The sequence below is a fragment of the Streptomyces sp. NPDC094147 genome, assembly GCF_044764265.1.
Taxonomy (GTDB): Bacteria; Actinomycetota; Actinomycetes; order Streptomycetales; family Streptomycetaceae; genus Streptomyces.
In genome coordinates this window covers 25,563-44,455 of sequence record NZ_JBIWHT010000020.1, presented here as the reverse complement: position 1 = coordinate 44,455, position 18,893 = coordinate 25,563, and the positions used below count along the sequence as shown (strand labels likewise).

Annotated in this window: 15 protein-coding genes; 11 read left to right on the top strand and 4 right to left on the bottom strand. The window is 71.9% G+C overall.

What is annotated here, in order from left to right; all coding sequences use genetic code 11:
* Positions 1-35 precede the first annotated feature (35 nt).
* The 10 genes from ACIQ8J_RS25420 (at position 36) to ACIQ8J_RS25375 (ending at position 7,995) form a co-directional block, all read left to right on the top strand.
* Positions 36-959, top strand: coding sequence for a Rossmann-like and DUF2520 domain-containing protein (locus tag ACIQ8J_RS25420; protein ID WP_403274183.1), 924 nt, complete (start codon positions 36-38; stop codon positions 957-959).
* On the top strand, positions 956-1,942 hold the full coding sequence (gene panC, locus ACIQ8J_RS25415; RefSeq protein ID WP_403274184.1) for a pantoate--beta-alanine ligase: 987 nt from the start codon (positions 956-958) through the stop codon (positions 1,940-1,942). The genes ACIQ8J_RS25420 and panC overlap by 4 nt, the downstream gene beginning before the upstream one ends.
* A complete protein-coding gene (locus tag ACIQ8J_RS25410; RefSeq protein ID WP_403274185.1) occupies positions 1,939-3,624 on the top strand; it encodes an L-aspartate oxidase in 1,686 nt (561 codons plus the stop codon). The genes panC and ACIQ8J_RS25410 overlap by 4 nt, the downstream gene beginning before the upstream one ends.
* A 2-nt stretch (positions 3,625-3,626) precedes the next feature.
* Positions 3,627-4,652, top strand: a complete 1,026-nt coding sequence (gene nadC / locus ACIQ8J_RS25405) for a carboxylating nicotinate-nucleotide diphosphorylase (protein WP_403274187.1) — start codon at positions 3,627-3,629, stop codon at positions 4,650-4,652.
* Positions 4,652-5,458: a type III pantothenate kinase gene (locus tag ACIQ8J_RS25400; RefSeq protein ID WP_403274188.1), complete on the top strand. Its 807-nt coding sequence runs from the start codon at positions 4,652-4,654 to the stop codon at positions 5,456-5,458. The genes nadC and ACIQ8J_RS25400 overlap by 1 nt, the downstream gene beginning before the upstream one ends.
* 170 nt (positions 5,459-5,628) lie before the next feature.
* Positions 5,629-6,204, top strand: a complete 576-nt coding sequence (locus tag ACIQ8J_RS25395) for a hypothetical protein (protein ID WP_403274246.1) — start codon at positions 5,629-5,631, stop codon at positions 6,202-6,204.
* Positions 6,205-6,217: 13 nt separating this feature from the next.
* On the top strand, positions 6,218-6,388 hold the full coding sequence (locus tag ACIQ8J_RS25390; protein WP_403274190.1) for a hypothetical protein: 171 nt from the start codon (positions 6,218-6,220) through the stop codon (positions 6,386-6,388).
* 131 nt (positions 6,389-6,519) lie between these two features.
* Positions 6,520-6,960, top strand: coding sequence for a BlaI/MecI/CopY family transcriptional regulator (locus ACIQ8J_RS25385; protein WP_403274192.1), 441 nt, complete (start codon positions 6,520-6,522; stop codon positions 6,958-6,960).
* A 9-nt stretch (positions 6,961-6,969) separates the two neighbouring features.
* Complete coding sequence (locus ACIQ8J_RS25380; RefSeq protein ID WP_403274193.1) at positions 6,970-7,500, top strand: amino-acid N-acetyltransferase; 531 nt, start codon at positions 6,970-6,972, stop codon at positions 7,498-7,500.
* Positions 7,501-7,653: 153 nt separating this feature from the next.
* Positions 7,654-7,995 (top strand): Lsr2 family protein, encoded by a 342-nt coding sequence (locus ACIQ8J_RS25375; RefSeq protein WP_403274194.1) that lies wholly within the window; start codon positions 7,654-7,656, stop codon positions 7,993-7,995.
* On the opposite strand, the gene ACIQ8J_RS25370 is transcribed toward ACIQ8J_RS25375, so the two are convergent.
* Positions 7,974-8,690: an SCO3374 family protein gene (locus ACIQ8J_RS25370; protein ID WP_403274195.1), complete on the bottom strand. Its 717-nt coding sequence runs from the start codon at positions 8,688-8,690 to the stop codon at positions 7,974-7,976. The two genes, ACIQ8J_RS25375 and ACIQ8J_RS25370, sit on opposite strands and share 22 nt — an antisense overlap.
* Positions 8,691-9,120: 430 nt before the next feature.
* Here ACIQ8J_RS25370 and ACIQ8J_RS25365 point away from each other — a divergent pair, with 430 nt between their 5' ends.
* The gene (locus tag ACIQ8J_RS25365; RefSeq protein WP_403274197.1) at positions 9,121-11,649 is read left to right on the top strand and encodes an ATP-dependent Clp protease ATP-binding subunit; all 2,529 of its coding nucleotides are present in this window, start codon (positions 9,121-9,123) and stop codon (positions 11,647-11,649) included.
* A 99-nt stretch (positions 11,650-11,748) separates the two neighbouring features.
* Here ACIQ8J_RS25365 and ACIQ8J_RS25360 read toward each other — a convergent pair whose 3' ends face one another.
* From ACIQ8J_RS25360 to ACIQ8J_RS25350, 3 genes are all read right to left on the bottom strand, one after another.
* Positions 11,749-14,982 carry an NACHT domain-containing protein gene (locus tag ACIQ8J_RS25360; protein WP_403274199.1) on the bottom strand — a complete coding sequence of 1,078 codons (3,234 nt, stop codon included), beginning with the start codon at positions 14,980-14,982 and terminating at the stop codon, positions 11,749-11,751.
* Complete coding sequence (locus ACIQ8J_RS25355) at positions 14,979-15,320, bottom strand: trypco2 family protein (RefSeq protein ID WP_403274201.1); 342 nt, start codon at positions 15,318-15,320, stop codon at positions 14,979-14,981. Before ACIQ8J_RS25355 ends, ACIQ8J_RS25360 begins: the two co-directional genes overlap by 4 nt.
* Before the next feature lie 70 nt (positions 15,321-15,390).
* Positions 15,391-18,681, bottom strand: a complete 3,291-nt coding sequence (locus tag ACIQ8J_RS25350) for an NACHT domain-containing protein (protein WP_403274202.1) — start codon at positions 18,679-18,681, stop codon at positions 15,391-15,393.
* Positions 18,682-18,893 lie beyond the last annotated feature (212 nt).

Sequence of the window (18,893 nt, the reverse complement as noted above, 5' to 3'; positions counted from 1 at the left end):
TACCCCTCGCGGACTGGAACGGAAGGCCCCCACGCGTGAACGCACCACCAGAGCACCGCTTCGACCACAGCCCGGCGGACCGCCCCGCCCGCCTCGCCGTGGGCGTCGTCGGCGCGGGCCGGGTCGGCCCCGCGCTCGCCGCGGCGCTCCAGCTCGCCGGTCACCGCCCGGTCGCGGTCTCCGGCGTCTCCGACGCCTCCGTGCGCCGGGCCGCGGCCCTGCTGCCCGACGTGCCGCTGGTGTCGCCCGCCCAGGTCCTGGAGCGCGCCGACCTCGTGCTGCTCACCGTCCCCGACGACGCGCTGCCCGGCCTGGTCGAGGGCCTCGCCGGGACCGGCGCGATCCGGCCGGGCCAGCTCGTGGTGCACACCTCCGGGCGGTACGGCACGGCCGTCCTCGACCCCGCCCGGCGGGCCGGCGCACTGCCCCTCGCCCTGCACCCGGCGATGACGTTCACCGGGACGAGCGTGGACGTCCAGCGGCTCGCGGGCTGCTCGTTCGGCGTGACCGCCCCCGAGGAGCTGCGGCTCGCCGCCGAGGCGCTGGTCATCGAGATGGGCGGCGAACCGGAGTGGATCGAGGAGGCGGCCCGCCCGCTCTACCACGCCGCCCTCGCCCTCGGCGCGAACCACCTGGTCACGCTGGTCGCCCAGTCCATGGAACTGCTGCGCCAGGCCGGTGTCGCGGCCCCCGACCGCATGCTCGGCCCGCTCCTGGGCGCCGCCCTCGACAACGCGCTGCGCTCCGGCGACGCGGCCCTGACCGGACCGGTCGCGCGCGGTGACGCCGGCACGGTCGCCGCGCACGTCGCCGAGCTGCGCAAGCACGCGCCGGGCACCGTCGCCGGATACCTCGCGATGGCCCGTACGACCGCCGACCGGGCGCTCGCCCACGGACTGCTCAAGCCCGAGCTCGCCGAGGACCTGCTCGGCGTGCTCGCCGAAGGAGACGATCGATGACCGCCCTCGTCCGTACGTCGGCGGAGCTCGCGGCGCCGGCCAAGGCAGGCCGCCGCGCCGTCGTCATGACCATGGGCGCGCTCCACGAGGGCCATGCCACCCTGATCCGTACCGCACGCCAACTGGTCGGCGCAGACGGCCAGTTGGTGGTCACCGTGTTCGTCAACCCGCTGCAGTTCGGCGCGGGCGAGGACCTGGAGCGCTATCCGCGTACGCTGGACGCGGACCGCGCGATCGCCGAACGGGCGGGCGCCGACGTCGTGTTCGCGCCCTCGGCCGATGAGGTCTATCCCGGCGGCGAGCCCCAGGTGCGCATCACCGCGGGCCCCATGGGTGAGCGCCTCGAAGGCGCCTCACGGCCCGGCCACTTCGACGGCATGCTGACCGTCGTCGCCAAGCTGCTCCACCTGACCGCGCCCGACCTCGCGCTGTACGGGCAGAAGGACGCCCAGCAGCTGGCGCTGATCCGGCGCATGGTGCGCGATCTGAACTTCCCGGTGGAGATCGTCGGCGTACCGACGGTGCGCGAGGACGACGGCCTCGCCCTCTCCAGCCGCAACCGCTACCTCGCCCCGGCCGAGCGGACCGCGGCCCGCGCGCTCTCCCGCGCCCTGTTCGCGGCCCGCGACCGGCTCGCCGCCGAGCACGCCCTGCACGCGCGGGCCGCCGCCGGCGGCGCGGTCACGGGCCGGGCCGACGCGCTGACCGCGATCGGCGAGGCCCGCGCGGCCGCCGACGCCTACGCGGTCGCCGTGGCGGCGCCGTCCCCCGCGGCCATCAAGGCCGTCGCCCAGGGCGTGCTCGACAGCGCGGCGAAGGCCGAACCCCCGGTCACGGCCGACTACTTGGCGCTCGTGGACCCGGCGACGTTCACCGAGGCCCCCGAAGGTTTCCGCGGGGAGGCGATCCTCGCGGTCGCCGCCCGCGTCGGCACCACACGCCTCATCGACAACATCCCGCTCACGTTCGGAGCACTGGAATGACAAGCACCGGCATACGCCTTGACGCCCCCGCAGCCGGCTGGGCCATCGACGCTGACGTCGTGGTCGTCGGCTCCGGCGTCGCGGGCCTGACCGCCGCCCTGCGCTGCACGGCGGCGGGCCTCGCCACGGTCGTCGTCACCAAGGCCCGCCTGGACGACGGCTCGACGCGCTGGGCGCAGGGCGGCATCGCGGCCGCGCTCGGCGAGGGCGACACCCCCGGGCAGCACCTGGACGACACCCTGGTCGCGGGCGTCGGCCTGTGCGACGAGGACGCGGTGCGCCTCCTGGTGACCGAGGGCCCGGACGCCGTACGGCGGCTGATCGCCACCGGCGCCCACTTCGACACCGACGACTCCGGCACGATCTCGCTGACCCGCGAGGGCGGCCACCACCGCCGCCGCATCGCGCACGCGGGCGGGGACGCGACCGGCGCCGAGATCTCCCGCGCGCTGGTCGAGGCCGTCCGCACGACGGCCGTCCGGACCATCGAGAACGCCCTGGTCCTCGACCTCCTCAAGGACGCGGACGGCCGCACCGCCGGCATCACCCTGCACGTCATGGGGGAGGGCCAGCACGACGGCGTGGGCGCGGTCCGCGCGCCCGCGGTGGTCCTGGCGACCGGCGGCATGGGCCAGGTGTTCTCGGCGACCACCAACCCGTCGGTGTCCACGGGCGACGGCGTGGCCCTCGCGCTGCGCGCGGGCGCCGAGATCTCCGACCTCGAATTCGTCCAGTTCCACCCCACGGTGCTGTTCCTCGGCGCGGACTCGGAGGGCCAGCAGCCGCTGGTCTCGGAGGCCGTACGCGGCGAAGGAGCGCATCTCGTCGACGCGTCCGGAACCCGCTTCATGCTGGGACAGCACGAGCTGGCGGAGCTGGCCCCGCGCGACATCGTCGCCAAGGCCATCACCCGCCAGATGCAGGCGCGGGGCGCCGAGCACATGTACCTGGACGCGCGGCACTTCGGCGCCGAGATGTGGGAGCAGCGCTTCCCGACCATCCTGGCCGCCTGCCGCTCGCACGGCATCGACCCGGTGACCGAGCCGATCCCGGTCGCCCCCGCCGCGCACTACGCGTCCGGCGGCATCCGCACCGATCTGCGCGGCCGCACCACCGTGCCCGGCCTGTACGCCTGCGGCGAGGCGGCCTGCACCGGCGTCCACGGCGCCAACCGGCTCGCCTCCAACTCCCTCCTGGAGGGCCTGGTCTTCGCGGAGAACATCGCGAAGGACATCGCCGGTATGTCAACGTCCGCTCCGCGCACGGCAGTTGACGCCGAGCCGCAGGGCGAGGCGGTGCCGCTGCTCGACCCGGCCGCCCGCATCCATATCCAGCGGACCATGACGACGGGCGCCGGGGTGCTGCGGTCCGCCGAGAGCCTCGCCGAGGCGGCCGCCCGCCTGGAGGCGATCCGCGCCGACGAGCACAAGGCCGCCGTGCCGGGCGTCGAGGCGTGGGAGACCACCAACCTGCTGCTCGTCTCCCGCGTCCTGGTCGCCGCGGCCGCCGCCCGCGAGGAGACCCGCGGCTGCCACTGGCGCGAGGACCGCCCCGACCGCGACGACGCGGCCTGGCGGCGCCACCTCGTCGTGAGCATCACCCCCGGGCGGGCCCTGGACATCCGCCCCACCGACAGCGCCACCTTCCCCCCGACCCTCGACGCCACCCCCCTGGAGCCGTAACCGTGAGCACGCCCGAGGAACTCCGTCCCCAGCCGGTGGACGTCCCCCTGATCCAGATCGGTGCGCCCGCCCAGGGCGGCGGCTGCGGCGACGACTGCGGCTGCGGCGGCGAGGAGGTGTACGAGTGCGGGCTCGACCCCGCGCTCGCCGCGCTGCTCGCCGAGTCCGGCCTCGACCCCGTACAGGTCGAGGACATCGCCCACCTCGCCATCGAGGAGGACCTGGACGGCGGTCTGGACGTCACCTCGGCCGCGACCGTCCCCCAGGACGCCGTCGCCACCGGCGACTTCACGGCCCGCGAGGCCGGTACGGTCGCGGGCCTGAGGGTCGCCGAGGCGATCCTGTCCATCGTCTGCACTGAGGAGTTCGAGGTCGAGCGGCACGTCGCCGACGGCGACCGGGTCGCGGCCGGGCAGAAGCTGCTCAGCGTCACCACCCGCACCCGCGACCTGCTGACCGGCGAGCGCAGCGCGCTGAACCTGCTGTGCCGCCTGTCCGGCATCGCGACCGCCACCCGGGCCTGGGCGGACGCCCTGGAAGGCACCGGCGCCAAGGTCCGCGACACCCGCAAGACCACCCCGGGCCTGCGCGCCCTGGAGAAGTACGCGGTCCGCTGCGGCGGCGGCGTCAACCACCGGATGTCGCTCTCGGACGCGGCCCTGGTCAAGGACAACCACGTGGTGGCCGCGGGCGGCGTCGCCGAGGCCTTCAAGGCCGTCCGCGACCGCTTCCCGGACCTGGCGATCGAGGTCGAGGTCGACACCCTCGCCCAGGTCACCGAAGTCCTGGACGCCGGGGCCGACTTGATCCTGCTCGACAACTTCACCCCGGAGCAGACGGCCGAGGCGGTCGCGCTGGTCGCCGGCCGCGCGATGCTCGAATCGTCGGGCCGCCTCACCCTGGCGAACGCCGCCGCGTACGCAGCGACGGGCGTCGACTACCTCGCGGTGGGGGCCCTCACGCACTCCTCGCCGATCCTCGACATCGGCCTGGACCTGCGCGAGGCCACCCGAGAGGGCTCGGCCTGATGCTGCTCACGATCGACGTCGGCAACACCCACACCGTCCTCGGCCTGTTCGACGGCGAGGAGGTCGTCGAGCACTGGCGGATCTCCACCGACGCCCGCCGCACCGCCGACGAGCTGGCCGTCCTGCTCAACGGCCTGATGGGCACCCACCCGCTGCTCGGCGCGGAGCTGGGCGACGGCATCGAGGGCATCGCGATCTGCTCGACCGTCCCGTCCGTACTGCACGAGCTGCGCGAGGTGACCCGCCGCTACTACGGCGACGTCCCCGCGGTGCTGGTGGAGCCCGGCATCAAGACGGGCGTGCCGATCCTGATGGACAACCCGAAGGAGGTCGGCGCCGACCGCATCGTCAACTCGGTCGCGGCCCACGAGCTGTACGGCGGCCCGGCCATCGTCGTCGACTTCGGCACGGCGACGACCTTCGACCCGGTGAGCGCGCGCGGCGAGTACATCGGCGGCGTGATCGCCCCCGGCATCGAGATCTCGGTGGAGGCGCTCGGCATCAGGGGCGCCCAGCTCCGCAAGATCGAGCTGGCCCGCCCCCGCTCGGTGATCGGCAAGAACACCGTCGAGGCCATGCAGTCCGGCATCGTGTACGGGTTCGCCGGGCAGGTCGACGGCGTGGTGCGGCGCATGAAGCGCGAGCTGGTCGGCCCCGACGGCGACCCGGACGACGTCACGGTCATCGCGACCGGCGGCCTGGCCCCGATGGTCCTCGGCGAGGCCGAGGAGATCGACGAGCACGAGCCGTGGCTGACCCTGATCGGCCTGCGGCTGGTGTACGAGCGCAACGTGTCGCGCTCCTGAGGCGGCTCCGGGGGTGCGTAGAGCGGCAGCGCTGAATGCGCCGCCGCCCTACGCGCCCCCGGATTGTCTGCATCTCCGCCAACGCGCCCAATATCGGAGCATTAAGCGGATTTTGTCCATTTAGCACGTATCGTCACCGCATGCCCACGCCATACGGATCCCGCGGCGGCATGGCGTTCGGCGCAGACGAGCTGCGTGTGCTCCGACGCGCCCTCGCCATCGCCCTCCACCCCAGCGCCGTGCAGGACGAGGACGTCCAGGACTGCCTGCGGCTCGCCGACTCCGTGGACGAGGCCGTCCACGAGGCGGACCGGCTGCGCGCCTTCCTCCTGGCCGACCTGGCCCGCTACCGCGAAGCGCTCCCCGGCTCGCTGCCCGGCTACACGGAGCTGCTCCAGGACGCCCTGGCGGCCGGCTACGACCCCGGGCCCGACGACTTGGCCGCCCTGCGCGCGCTGCGCTCGAACCCGGTCTGCGCGGCCCTGCTCGACCGCTGCCGGCTCCTCGCCGAACGCTCCCTGCGGGCCCGCCTGGCCGGCCGCGCCGTCACCGCGCCGGGGCCGCGCACCCGGCTGCTCACGCTGGTCGGCGGAGGCGCCGCGGACAAGGGCAAGGCCGCGGAGCCGCGTCCGGGGACCCCGGCCCGCCCGGTGCCCGCGCCCGAGCGGCCCGTACCCAAGCCGTCCGAGGTCTTCCCGCCACGCCGCCGTCCGGCGCCCCCGCCCGCGCAGCGCGCGGCCGGGTAGCTACCCTGTCGGTATGGACTACGTTTCCGCGCTTCTGCCCCCCGTGGTGATGGCCATCTTCTTCATCGCGCTCGTCGTGACGATCGTGAAGAGCCAGGGTGGTCCCAACAAGGGCAAGGAGGACGCGGCCGTGGACATCGCGCTCGCGCGCGCCGAGGCCGCACAGCAGAAGCCCGCCTCCTGACCCCTCGGTCCGGACGGCACACAGGCACACTCAGCAGGGGCGCACGGGGTATTTCCCGACGTGCGCCCTTTTTGCTGCGCACTGGCAGTAAATAACCAGCCATTCGCGACATCTCCCACTATGGTGCAGATGTGCCCCGCCAATTGGGAGAGCTGGAAGACGCCGTCATGACCCGCGTCTGGCAGTGGAACCGACCGGTGACCGTCCGGGAAGTCCTCGAAGACCTTCAGCAGGAACGGTCGATCGCGTACACGACGGTCATGACCGTAATGGACAATCTCCATCAGAAGGGCTGGGTCCGCAGGGAAGTCGACGGCCGGGCCTATCGATATACGGCGGTCTCCACGCGCGCCGCGTACGCCGCCGCGCTGATGAACGAAGCCTGGTCCCAGAGCGACAACCCGGCGGCCGCTCTGGTCGCCTTCTTCGGCATGATGTCCGCCGAGGAGCGCGAGGCGCTCCGTGATGCCGTACGCATGGTGCAGCAGCCGGAACCCGAAGCTGAACCCGATCCCGAAGCCGAACACGGATCCGAAGAGGGCGATGCGTCCGGGGACGGGGCGGGGCGATAGCGTCCAGGCATGTCTTATCCCGCCGCTAATGCCGTCACCGTCCGCCGGGCCAGGACGAGCGATGTACGGGCCGTGCGAAGCCTTCTCGACGCGTACGTCGGGGCCGGGATCCTGCTCGACAAAGCAACCGTCACGCTTTACGAGTCCATCCAGGAGTTCTGGGTGGCGGAACGCCACTCGGACGGCCGGGTGGTCGGCTGCGGGGCGCTGCACGTGATGTGGGAAGACCTCGCCGAAGTGCGCACTCTCGCCGTGGACCCCGGGTCCAAGGGCGCCGGCGTAGGACATCTTGTGCTCGGCGAGCTGCTGAGGACGGCGCGCAGGCTCGGAGTGCGCCGGGTTTTCTGCCTCACCTTCGAAGTCGCGTTCTTCGCGAAGCACGGCTTCACCGAGATCGGGGAGACTCCGGTCGATACCGTGGACACAGATGTCTACAGCGAGCTCTTGCGCTCCTATGACGAGGGCGTCGCGGAGTTCCTCGGTCTCGAACGAGTGAAGCCGAACACCTTGGGCAACACCCGGATGCTTCTGCACCTGTGATCGGGGAAGCGGCAGGAAGCTGTGGGAACCCTATGTCCGAATCGCGTACGTTTCCCGCCGGGCAAGGATCCTGAACCTCTCCAGGGGGTTTGTGTTTTCCAGTCAAAAGCGGTTTCCTTTCCGCGTACTGCATTTTCGATGAAAGGAAATCCGGTGGCACAGAAGGTTCAGGTCCTTCTTGTCGATGACCTCGACGGTGGCGAGGCTGACGAGACCGTGACGTTCGCTCTTGACGGGAAGAGCTTCGAGATCGACCTCACCACCGCCAACGCGGACAAGCTCCGCGGCCTCCTTGAGCCGTACGTCAAGAGCGGCCGGCGCACCGGTGGCCGCGCGGCGGGCGGTCGCGGCAAGGCCCGCGCCACGGTCCTCGGCACCGGCAACCAGAACACCGCCGAGATCCGCAAGTGGGCCAAGGAGCAGGGTTACAACGTGAACGACCGCGGACGCGTCCCGGCCGATATCCGTGAGGCCTACGAGAAGCAGAACGGCTGAGTTCCCGCACTCCCCGCACCACCTGGGGATTTTGTGTGAAACAGCCGGGCCCGGTGGCATTCCGTCGCCGCCGCGGCCACCAGCCTCACCAGGCTGAGGCCCGCGGCGCGGCCACTGCGGGATCCGGGGGAGCCGGCAGACCCGGTCCCCGGGCCCCCGGAAACGCCGTCCGCACCGGCGTCACCGTATTCCGTGATTGCTGTGGTTCCCGTACTTCCGGTGGTTCCCGTGCTTCCCGAACCGGGTGCCGGGACGGTGAATCCGGTGAACGCCGGGAGCCGCGCCTCCACCTCGCACCCGGGCTCGGGGGGCCGCAGCCATACGGCGGCCCCCTGCGAGCCGGACCGGCCCGGGGGCAGCGGGGCGGTGATCCGGCCGCCGGATCCGATGGCCGTCAGATCGAGGCCGACCCCGCCCCACTCCAGCCAGTCGAGCAGCCCCGGCAGCTCGTCCGCGCTTCCGGCGGCGACGAGCAGCCGCATCCGGCGCCCCATCAGGGCGACCGGGCCGGTGTGCTCGTACCGCTCCAGCAGGGCGAAACCGGCGGTCGCCGGGAGCTCCAGGACGTCGAAGCGCAGACCGGTCAGCAGTTGGACGGGGGGACCCGCCGAGACGGCCCAGCCGAGCTCGCGTTCGTACCACTGCGCGAGCGGGCCATCCAGGGGGGTGCGGGGTGCCGGGACGGTGAGGGCCATGTCCGGAGCAACTGAAGAAACGGCGCGGAGTTACGCAGAGTTCCCGGACGACTGCGCTGCGTTGCGGTTTCTGGGGCGCGTGGGGGTGTGAGCGGGCGCAAGAGTGTTCGCCCGTAGCTTACGGAACCGGGGTGCGCCGCATGGAGTGTGCGCGTTTACGGGTAAGACATTCCTAGTGGGGAGGGGCGACACGCTCGTCAGGCGGTCTCACGTTCGCCATCGGCGTAGTGGAGACAGGGGTATCTGCCTGGCCTGCGGGAACATCGTCTCGCACCATCGGGTTGGAGCAGTTGTCGGCTGTTCGGGCCGGGAGGCAATGAACGGGTGTCGGCAGTTGGAATGAGCTGTCCCGCCCTGCGGGACTAGCATGCGGAAGGACAGGGAGGGGACCGCCCCCTTACTGCCCGACCGCTCTGAGGAGCGATTAACGATGTTCGAGAGGTTCACCGACCGCGCGCGGCGGGTTGTCGTCCTGGCTCAGGAAGAAGCCCGGATGCTCAACCACAACTACATCGGCACCGAGCACATCCTCCTGGGCCTGATCCACGAGGGTGAGGGTGTCGCCGCTAAGGCCCTGGAGAGCCTCGGGATTTCGCTCGAGGCGGTCCGCCAGCAGGTGGAGGAGATCATCGGCCAGGGCCAGCAGGCCCCGTCCGGGCACATTCCCTTCACGCCCCGTGCCAAGAAGGTCCTGGAGCTGTCGCTCCGCGAGGCCCTCCAGCTCGGCCACAACTACATCGGCACCGAGCACATCCTGCTCGGCCTGATCCGCGAGGGCGAGGGCGTCGCCGCCCAGGTCCTCGTGAAGCTGGGCGCCGATCTCAACCGGGTGCGGCAGCAGGTCATCCAGCTGCTCTCCGGCTACCAGGGCAAGGAAGCCGCCACGGCCGGCGGCCCTGCGGAGGGCACGCCCTCCACGTCCCTGGTGCTCGACCAGTTCGGGCGCAACCTGACGCAGGCCGCCCGCGAATCCAAGCTCGACCCGGTCATCGGGCGCGAGAAGGAGATCGAGCGGGTCATGCAGGTGCTGTCCCGCCGCACCAAGAACAACCCGGTGCTCATCGGCGAGCCCGGCGTCGGCAAGACCGCCGTCGTCGAGGGCCTGGCCCAGGCGATCGTCAAGGGCGAGGTGCCCGAGACGCTCAAGGACAAGCACCTCTACACGCTGGACCTCGGCGCCCTGGTCGCCGGTTCCCGCTACCGCGGTGACTTCGAGGAGCGCCTGAAGAAGGTCCTCAAGGAGATCCGCACCCGCGGCGACATCATCCTGTTCATCGACGAGCTCCACACCCTGGTGGGTGCGGGTGCCGCCGAGGGCGCGATCGACGCGGCGAGCATCCTCAAGCCGATGCTGGCACGTGGTGAGCTCCAGACCATCGGTGCCACCACGCTGGACGAGTACCGCAAGCACCTGGAGAAGGACGCCGCTCTTGAGCGCCGCTTCCAGCCCATCCAGGTCGCCGAGCCGTCGCTGCCGCACACCATCGAGATCCTCAAGGGTCTGCGCGACCGCTACGAGGCCCACCACCGCGTCTCCATCACCGACGAGGCGCTGGTCCAGGCCGCGACGCTGGCCGACCGGTACATCTCGGACCGCTTCCTGCCGGACAAGGCGATCGACCTGATCGACGAGGCCGGTTCCCGGATGCGCATCCGCCGGATGACCGCGCCGCCGGACCTCCGCGAGTTCGACGAGAAGATCGCGGGCGTGCGTCGCGACAAGGAGTCGGCCATCGACTCCCAGGACTTCGAGAAGGCGGCTTCCCTCCGCGACAAGGAGAAGCAGCTGCTGGCGGCGAAGGCCAAGCGCGAGAAGGAGTGGAAGGCCGGCGACATGGACGTCGTCGCCGAGGTGGACGGCGAGCTGATCGCCGAGGTGCTGGCCACGGCCACGGGCATCCCGGTCTTCAAGCTCACCGAGGAGGAGTCCTCGCGACTGCTCCGCATGGAGGACGAGCTGCACAAGCGCGTCATCGGCCAGAAGGACGCCATCAAGGCGCTCTCGCAGGCCATCCGCCGTACCCGTGCAGGCCTGAAGGACCCGAAGCGCCCCGGCGGTTCGTTCATCTTCGCGGGCCCGTCCGGTGTCGGTAAGACCGAGCTGTCGAAGACCCTCGCGGAATTCCTCTTCGGCGACGAGGACGCGCTGATCTCCCTCGACATGTCGGAGTTCAGCGAGAAGCACACGGTTTCCCGCCTCTTCGGTTCGCCCCCCGGTTACGTGGGTTACGAAGAGGGCGGCCAGCTCACTGAGAAGGTGCGCCGCAAGCCGTTCTCCGTCGTCCTGTTCGACGAGGTCGAGAAGGCCCACCCCGATATCTTCAATTCCCTGCTCCAGATTCTGGAAGACGGTCGCCTGACCGACTCCCAGGGCCGGGTCGTGGACTTCAAGAACACGGTCATCATCATGACGACCAACCTCGGGACCCGGGACATCTCCAAGGGCTTCAACCTGGGCTTCGCCGCCCAGGGCGACGTCAAGACCGGGTACGACCGCATGAAGGCCAAGGTCAACGAGGAGCTGAAGCAGCACTTCCGCCCCGAGTTCCTGAACCGTGTGGACGACACGGTGGTCTTCCACCAGCTCACCGAGGAAGACATCATCCAGATCGTCGACCTCATGATCGCCAAGGTGGACGAGCGCCTCAAGGACCGCGACATGGGCATCGAGCTCAATGCCGAGGCCAAGTCGCTGCTCGCCAAGAAGGGCTACGACCCGATCATGGGCGCCCGGCCGCTGCGCCGGACGATCCAGCGGGAGATCGAGGACATCCTCTCCGAGAAGATCCTCTTCGGTGAGCTGCGCCCCGGTCACATCGTGGTCATCGGCACCGAGGGCGAGGGTGAGGACAAGAAGTTCACCTTCCGAGGTGAGGAGAAGTCGGCCCTGCCCGACGTCCCGCCGATCGAGGACGCGGCCGCCGGCGGCACGGGTCCGAACCTGAGCAAGGAGGCCTAGTCCTCTTCGGAGGCCTTGCCCTCAGGGGCTGCCCCGGCTCGTACGCACCGTACGAGCCGGGGCAGCCCCTTTTCCGTGTTCTCCAACTCCCCTGCCTTCTCAGGTGAGTTCGGGTGGCGGGGGTCCGCCGTTGACGGTGACGGTCAGGCCGGGGCGGCGCAGCAGGGCGGCCGGGTTCCACGAGCCGGCCTGGACGGTGCCCACCGCGAGGTCCACCGTCGTCAGCGCCGGGAACACCGCGAGGACCGCGCCGAGGTCGCCGTCGGAGTTGGCCAGCCACAGGTCGAGGTGGCGGACGGTGGGCAGCGGCGCCACCCCGGCGAGCGCGGCGACCGAGCTGAGCGCCACGCCGAGCCGGGTGATGCCGGGCCGGCCGCGCACGTACGCGAGCAGTCTTCTGGTGGTGGCCGAGGCGGAGGGGGCGAGCTCCAGGTAGCTGAGCGCCGGCCAGCGGTTCAGGGCGTCGAAGCCGGCGACCTGGTCCGCCTCCAGATGCAGGGTGGTGACGCTCTCCAGGACGGGCAGCTGGGCGAGGTGGAGGTCGGTGCTGCTGCCGAACAGCAGGGTGCGCAGGGCCGGGACCGCGCCGAGCGGCGCCAGGTCGACCTCCTGCGCGGACACGTCGAGCAGTCCGAGCGAGGCAAGGCGGGGCAGCCGGGCGAGCTGGGACAGGTCGCGCAGGCCCGAGCCCCGCAGTACCTCCAGGTCTTCGAGGTGGTGCGCGCTGTCCCGCAGGAAACCGAGGCCGCTGAGGTGGTCGGTGCCGTTCAGGCGCAGGGAGGCCACCTCGCGGCCGCGCAGCGCCGCGTGGAGCTCGTCCGCGCCGAGGTCCGGCGGGACGGTGATCCACAGGCGGCGGGCGTCGGGGACGTGCGGGAGCTGGGCGAGCTGCCAGCGGGTCTCCATGTGCAGCCGGGCCTCGCGCAGGTCGAGGCGGGCGAGCACCTCGCGGGCGTACCGCTCGGCCGGGTAGCGCGACCACTCGGTGGCGAACAGGTCGGCCGCGCCGGGATGGGCGGCTGCCCAGGCGCGGGCGTGGTCGACGGCCTCCGCGCCGCCGACCCGGTTGATGAGCCCGACGACGTTCACCAGCGCCTCGGGAGCCGTGTCCACGGGGTCCGGAAGGTGGCCGAGTACGGACGGGCCGAGGCGGGCGAGCAGGGTGACGGTCTCCAGGTCGCGCGGCGGGAGCAGCGCCGCGACGCGCTCGCGGACCCGGCGGGCGGTCGTCTCGTCCAGATAGGCGGCGTGCTGGGCGCAGCGGGCCGCGAGCACGTGGATCTTCGCCTTGTCCTGGTGGCTCTCCTGCCGGGAGCCCGAGTCGATGAGGCCGTTGACCAGGACGGGCCGGTCGCGGCGGCCGCAGTGCCCGGCGGCGAGCAGGATCACGTCCTGCCACTGCTGCTCCTCCGAGGCATGCCGCAGCAACTCGTTGAGGTGGCCGTCCTCCACGAACTCCTTGGCGGCGAGGAAGTCCTGGAAGGTGCGGTGGGTGAACTGGAAGACGCCGTCGGCGCGCTCCTGGAGCAGCCCGCTGCGGTTGAGTAGATGCCGCAGCACATCCTCGGGGGTGCCCTGGCCGCGTACGTTCTCCATGCCGGACAGGGCCCGCTTCAGCTGGCGCAGCGCCTGGTCGCGGGAGAACTCCGACTGGCCCTCGCGCACCAGCCACACCGCGATCCGCTGGAGCAGTTCGGTGCACTCCTCGGCGCTGATCTCGATGCCCTCGGGCGCCTCGACCTTGCGCTGCTGGTCCCGGTTGCCGAGCAGCATCCTGAGCGCGGCCTCGTACAGCTTCCAGCGGGTGTCCGGCAGGAAGCCCTGGCGCAGCCGGTGCAGGGCGCAGATGACGGCGCACAGCAGCGGGGTGCGGGCCAGGCCCCGCAGGGCGCTGTTCTGCTTGAACTGCTCGGACAGGTCGCGCTCCAGCTCGTCCAGGTCCTCGTGCGGGCCGCTGTCGAGCCGGGCCGCGCGGTGCCAGGCGGCGATGAACGCGGAGATGTCCTCGTCGTTCATCGGGAGCAGTCTGAGCTCCTCGAAGCCCGCGTACTTGAGCCAGTCCGGCTCGACCGCCATCGGCCGTACGGTGACGACGCAGCGGGTCCGCGGATAGCGGTCGAGCAGGGCGGCGAGCCAGCGGTGCGCCTCTTCGCGGTCCTCCTGGGGAACCTCGTCGAGGCCGTCCACCAAGAGCAGCGCCTGCCCGGTCTTCAGGACCCGCCCGGCCCAGCCCTCGGGTGCCGCGTCCACCACGAGCCGTGCGGCGGTGGGGAGTTGGGCGGGCAGCGGGAAGGTGGCGCCCTGGGCGCGCAGGGTGCGCAGCGGCACCACGAACGGGACGAGCGCGTTGAGGTCGGCGAGGCCGGGGCCGAGCCGGCCGGCCGCCGCGTGCGCCGCGAGCCACCACACCAGGGTGGTCTTGCCCGCGCCCGCCTCGCCGCGGATGAGGACCCGGGGGCGGGAGGCGAGCAGGGCGTCGATGCGCTGCGGCGCGCTGTCCATCAGCGGCCGTCCCGCCTGCGGCGGCTCGGTCGCCTTGGGCCTCGCCTCCAGGCTGAGGTAGGCGGTGTCCAGGTCCCACTCGGAGTCCCGCTTGTTCAGCTCGTCCAGACCGAAGATCTTCGTCTTGCGGTACGAGGCGCCGATCGCCTCCGCGTACTCGCGCTCGTAGCGCTGGTCCTCCGGGGGTACGCCGGTGACCAGTTCGAGGCTCGGCACCGCGGCCAGGGTGGCGAACGCGGCGCGGAACCCGTCCGAGTCGAAGACGGTACGCAGCGGCACGCACACCACCCTGCGGTGGCCGCGGCCGCGCGGTATCTCCTTGACCAGGCCGAGCAGGGTCGCCGCCGCGAAGAGCGGCCCGCCCGAGAGGCCCGCGAGCGGCGAGCTGCCGTCGGCGCGCTCGGCGGCCGGGGGCCGGTGCAGCTCGCACACCAGGTCCTCGCGCAGGCTGCCCGCGACCGGCAGGACGGTACCGACGAACTGGTCGTAGTCGAGGTGGTGGTCGGGGCCGTAGCGCTGGATGTCGGGGAAGCCGATGATCTCGCAGCCGGGCAGCGACTGCGCGGTGTCGACCGTGCCCAGGCGCAGCAGGCCGGGCAGCAGCTCCTCGTCGCTGTAGATCAGCGCGGCGTCCAACTCGACGTCCTGCCACAGGACTTGGGCGGTCACCTCGCCGATGGCGGGGTGGGCGAGCCGGACCGGGGAGGCGCCGACCAGATTGTGCGCACAGGTCAGCACCAGCCAGGGCGAGACGATGACGCCGCTGCCCTGCCGCCCGTCGGACAGCACCGCCACCACCCGGTCGGCGGTGGTCGGCGCGCCCGTACTCACCGCGGCCCGGCCCCGAAGCGCCCGCCGGGGCCGTCGTTGCCGACCTTCCAGGCGGATCCGCCGTCGGCGGCGTGCGGCTTCAGGGTGAAGGACACCTTGTGCGTACGCCCCGTGCTGCGCCCGGCGTCCGCGCCCGCGTCCACCACCCAGGCCCGGACCTTGGCGCCGCCCTTGAGTTCCTTGCGGAGTTCGAGCGTGAACTCCATGTGGATGTCACCGAGTTCGAAGACCAGCGGCTGCCCGGCCGCCCGGCCGGCGGCCTCGGTGAGCTGATCGCGTACGGACTCGATGGCGTCGGCCAGTTCGATGCCGTCGAATGCATGGGTGTCCTCGGTCATGGTGCGCCCCCTCGCCTCGACCCCAATTCTGGCTCCGTGCACGGCAGTTGGGACAGGGGTGGGGCGTGGTTCACCGGGACCTGGGGAAGGGTCGGCCTTCCACGGTGATCTCGACGTCGGGGGCGAGGGCGTCGATTCCGTGCACCGCCTTGATCCCTGACTGGAAGTGCAGCGCTTCCAGTCGCTCCGCCCCGGCCAGCGGCGTGACATCGAGCCCCTCCGCACGGTCGCGGACGATCAGTTCCCTGGTGGCGGGGAAGAGTTCGGGGATCCGCGCGAGGGCGGGCTGGGTTGTATGCCCGTAGAGCCGGATCGCGGTGGGGGAGGCGACGCGGGCCGAAGAGGGGGCCAGGCCCACGGCCCGGTCGGAGACGGCCAAGTGATCGAGCCGGGGCAGCCGGGCGAGGGCGGTCCATTCGGCGGAGTCCCGCGGGCTGCTGTGCAGACCGAGAAAGAGGGTGCGCAGAGCCTCGAACCGGCTGATGCCACCAAGGCTGTCGACGGGCCTGTCGGCCCAGGACAGGACGAGCGTCGTCAGCGGTGCCCCGGTCGGCAGGTCGGCCAGGCGCCACTCCCAGTTGGTTCCCTCAAGGGTGAGGCGTTCCAGACCGTGCAGGTTCGCCAGCTGGCGCGGGTCGACCCGGGTCCCCGCTTCCAGCGCGAGCGCGGTCAGCGGAAGCCCCGCCAGGTGCGTGATGTCGGTGAGCCGCGGGCAGCCCGCGATCGACAGAGTGCTCAGCGCGTCCTGCCCCTCCAGGAACGATGCGTCCCGCAGGGCTGCGTTGTCGCGGATCCTCAGCCCCGTCAGCCTGGCGGCGGCCGCGTAGTCGCGCAGCGCCGTGGCCGACAGGTCATTGCGGGCGTCCAGCAGCGGACGGGTCCCCAGTGTCCGCAGAGCTGCCAGCTGCTCCTCCGACGTCGCGCAGAAGTACAGGTCGGTCGGATCCAGGCGGGCGATGATGTCGTCGGCGTACTGCTGGGTGTCGAACCGGCCCCAGGACCAGGCGAGTTGGGAGCGCACCCCGATCGCCGGATGGCGGGCGAAGCGCGCCAGGAAGGGGATGGCGCGCTCGGAGCCCGTGTGCGACGCGGCCGTGACGACATGCTCGGCGGTGTCCCACTCCAGGTCCTCCGGCCCCGGCAGCAGGTCCAGGATCAGCGGGCCCGCCTTCGCCAGGGCCTGGGCCGCGCGGGAACTGGCGGGCGGGATCAGCCCGATGGTGCGCCGCTCGACCTCGGCGCGCGTCTGGGGGTCGAGCTCCGCCGCGTGCTCCAGGCAGGTCGCGGCCAGCATGTGCACCCGCATGCGGACGGCCGAGGACTCGTGATCGTCCCCGAAGGCCAGCAACTCGCCGAAGAGCTCCCGGCGTTCACGCGGGCGGGCGTGGGCGACGGCCATCCGTACGACGTCCTCCCACTGGTCGTCCCCGGCGTGCCGGACGAGCTCGCCCCACGCGCCCTCGTCCACCGCGGCCCGCGCGCCCAGGAAGTCCTGGAAGGTGCGGTGGACGAACTCGACAGTGTCGGGGCCCGGTTCGCGCAGCAGGCCGCTGCGGTGCAGGAAGTGGGCGTAGACGGCCGCCGCGTCGCCGATGCGGGCGATCTCGGGGACCGCCGGGAGCAGCTCGCCGATGATCTGCTCCGCGCGCGAACGGTCCATCTCGGTACGGCCGTTGCGGATCAGCCAGTACGCGACGCGCTGGAGCAGCTGGATCTGGGGCTCCTCGCGCAGCTCGGGAAGGTCCATGCTGCGCTCGCGGTCGCGGCGGGTCAGAAGCATGGTGAGGGCCGCGTCGTACAGGTCCTTGCGGCCGTACGGCAGGAACCCGCGGCGGTCGCGGTGCAGGGCGCAGATCAGGCCGCACATCAGGGGGTTGGTGGCCAGGCGCCCGAGGTCGGACTTGGTGCGTACGGAGTCCAGGAGCTGGGACTCGTACGCCGCGAGGACCGCGTCCTCCTCCTCGGCGCCGGTGCGGGCGGCGGTGTGCCAGCGGCCGATGAAGGCGGCCACGCCCGACGGGCTCATCGTGGACATGGTCAGCTCCGCGAAGTCCTCGTCGCCGAGCCAGTCCTCGCGGACGGCGGAGGGGCGGGAGGTGACGAGCCAGCGGTTGCCGGGGAAGGCGCCGATGAGGTCGCCGAGCCAGTCGCGGGTACGGGCGCGTTCGGCGTCGGGGATCTCGTCGATGCCGTCGACCAGGACCAGGCCCCGGCCCGCGGCGAGCACCCGGGACTCCCAGCCGGTGGGCTGCTCCCCGGCCAGCGGGGAGCCGACCGCGGCGAGGAAGCCCTGGGGGGCGGGCAGCCGTTCGCCGTGCCGGGTCAGGGTGCGCAGGGGCAGCACGAAGGGGACGCGGTCGCGGAGGTACGCCATCCGGCCGTCCGGGGCCGCCGTGTCCTGCCGGGCCGCGGAGACGGCGAGCCACTGGACCAGAGTGGTCTTGCCGGAGCCCGCCTCGCCGCGCAGCAGCACGCGCTCGCGGTCGGCGAGGGCCTGGTCGGCGGGCATCGGCAGAACGGGGACGGGCTCTTCGGCCGGGCCGCCCCGGCGGGGGAGGCGGTCGGAGCGGAAGCGGGAGGCGAGCAGCCCCGGGTGCCGTTCGTAGCGGGTGGCGGAGGCGCGCAGCTGGTCGGCGAGCTCGGCGCGCGGTCCGGCGGCGGTCGCCTCCAGGCTCAGATAGGCGGCGTCCAGGGGCCAGGTGCCGGGCGAGTTGGTGAGGTCGAGCCCGTAGATCGTCAACTTGCCGTGCTTGTGGGCGACATGGGCGAGGTAGCGGCGCTCGAACTCGGCGTCCCGGCCGTCGGCGCGCGGAGTTCTGGCGATCAACTCATCGACTTTGGAGGCGAGTTCGGCCTGACGTCGGCTCTGCTGGACGACGGTGGCCGGGACGAACGTCGTCCGCTGGGTGAAGAAGTGCAGGATGTGCAGACAGGTGGCGAGCAGCAGGCGCTCGTAGAAGTGGGCCGCGTCGGCGGACAGGTGGCGCTCGGGGTGGTCGCAGGACCGGCGCAGTTCGCGGGCCAGCGCCTCGGGGCCGAGCGCGACCGCCTCGACATCGCTGAGGCGGAGCTCGCCGAGGGCGTACAGCGTCCGGGCGAGCGCGTCGGTGACGGCCTGCTCCTCGTCGGCCGGAATGGGCCGCTCGCCGGTGCGCAGGCCCTCCCTGACCAGGGCGGCCGCGAGTCTGCGCAGATCGGGTTCGGTCAGGGTGCGTTTCTCGCCGCGGAAGGAGACGTACGAGGAGAGGCGGACCGGCCGGTCCACCAGGCCGGCGCCCGGCCCCTCGGTCACGAAGAGCTTCTTCACCAGGGGGCCGACGACGCTCGTCGCGAGCTTGAGGCCTAACTGCGCGGGGTCCACGACGCGTCAGCGTAGCGAGGGTTGAGGGCCGTTGGTCCTGAATGGGAAGGACCTAGGGCCCAGTTGCGGTGACAAGGCGCACAGGGGGTTCGGGGCCTACTACGCGCCATAGGGGCCGTTGGCCGGGGGCTGCGGGCATTCCCTCGCTGATCGTTACGGCTTTCGTTAGTAGATGGGCGTTTTGGGATGAGATGGGGGTGCGGGTTACCAAG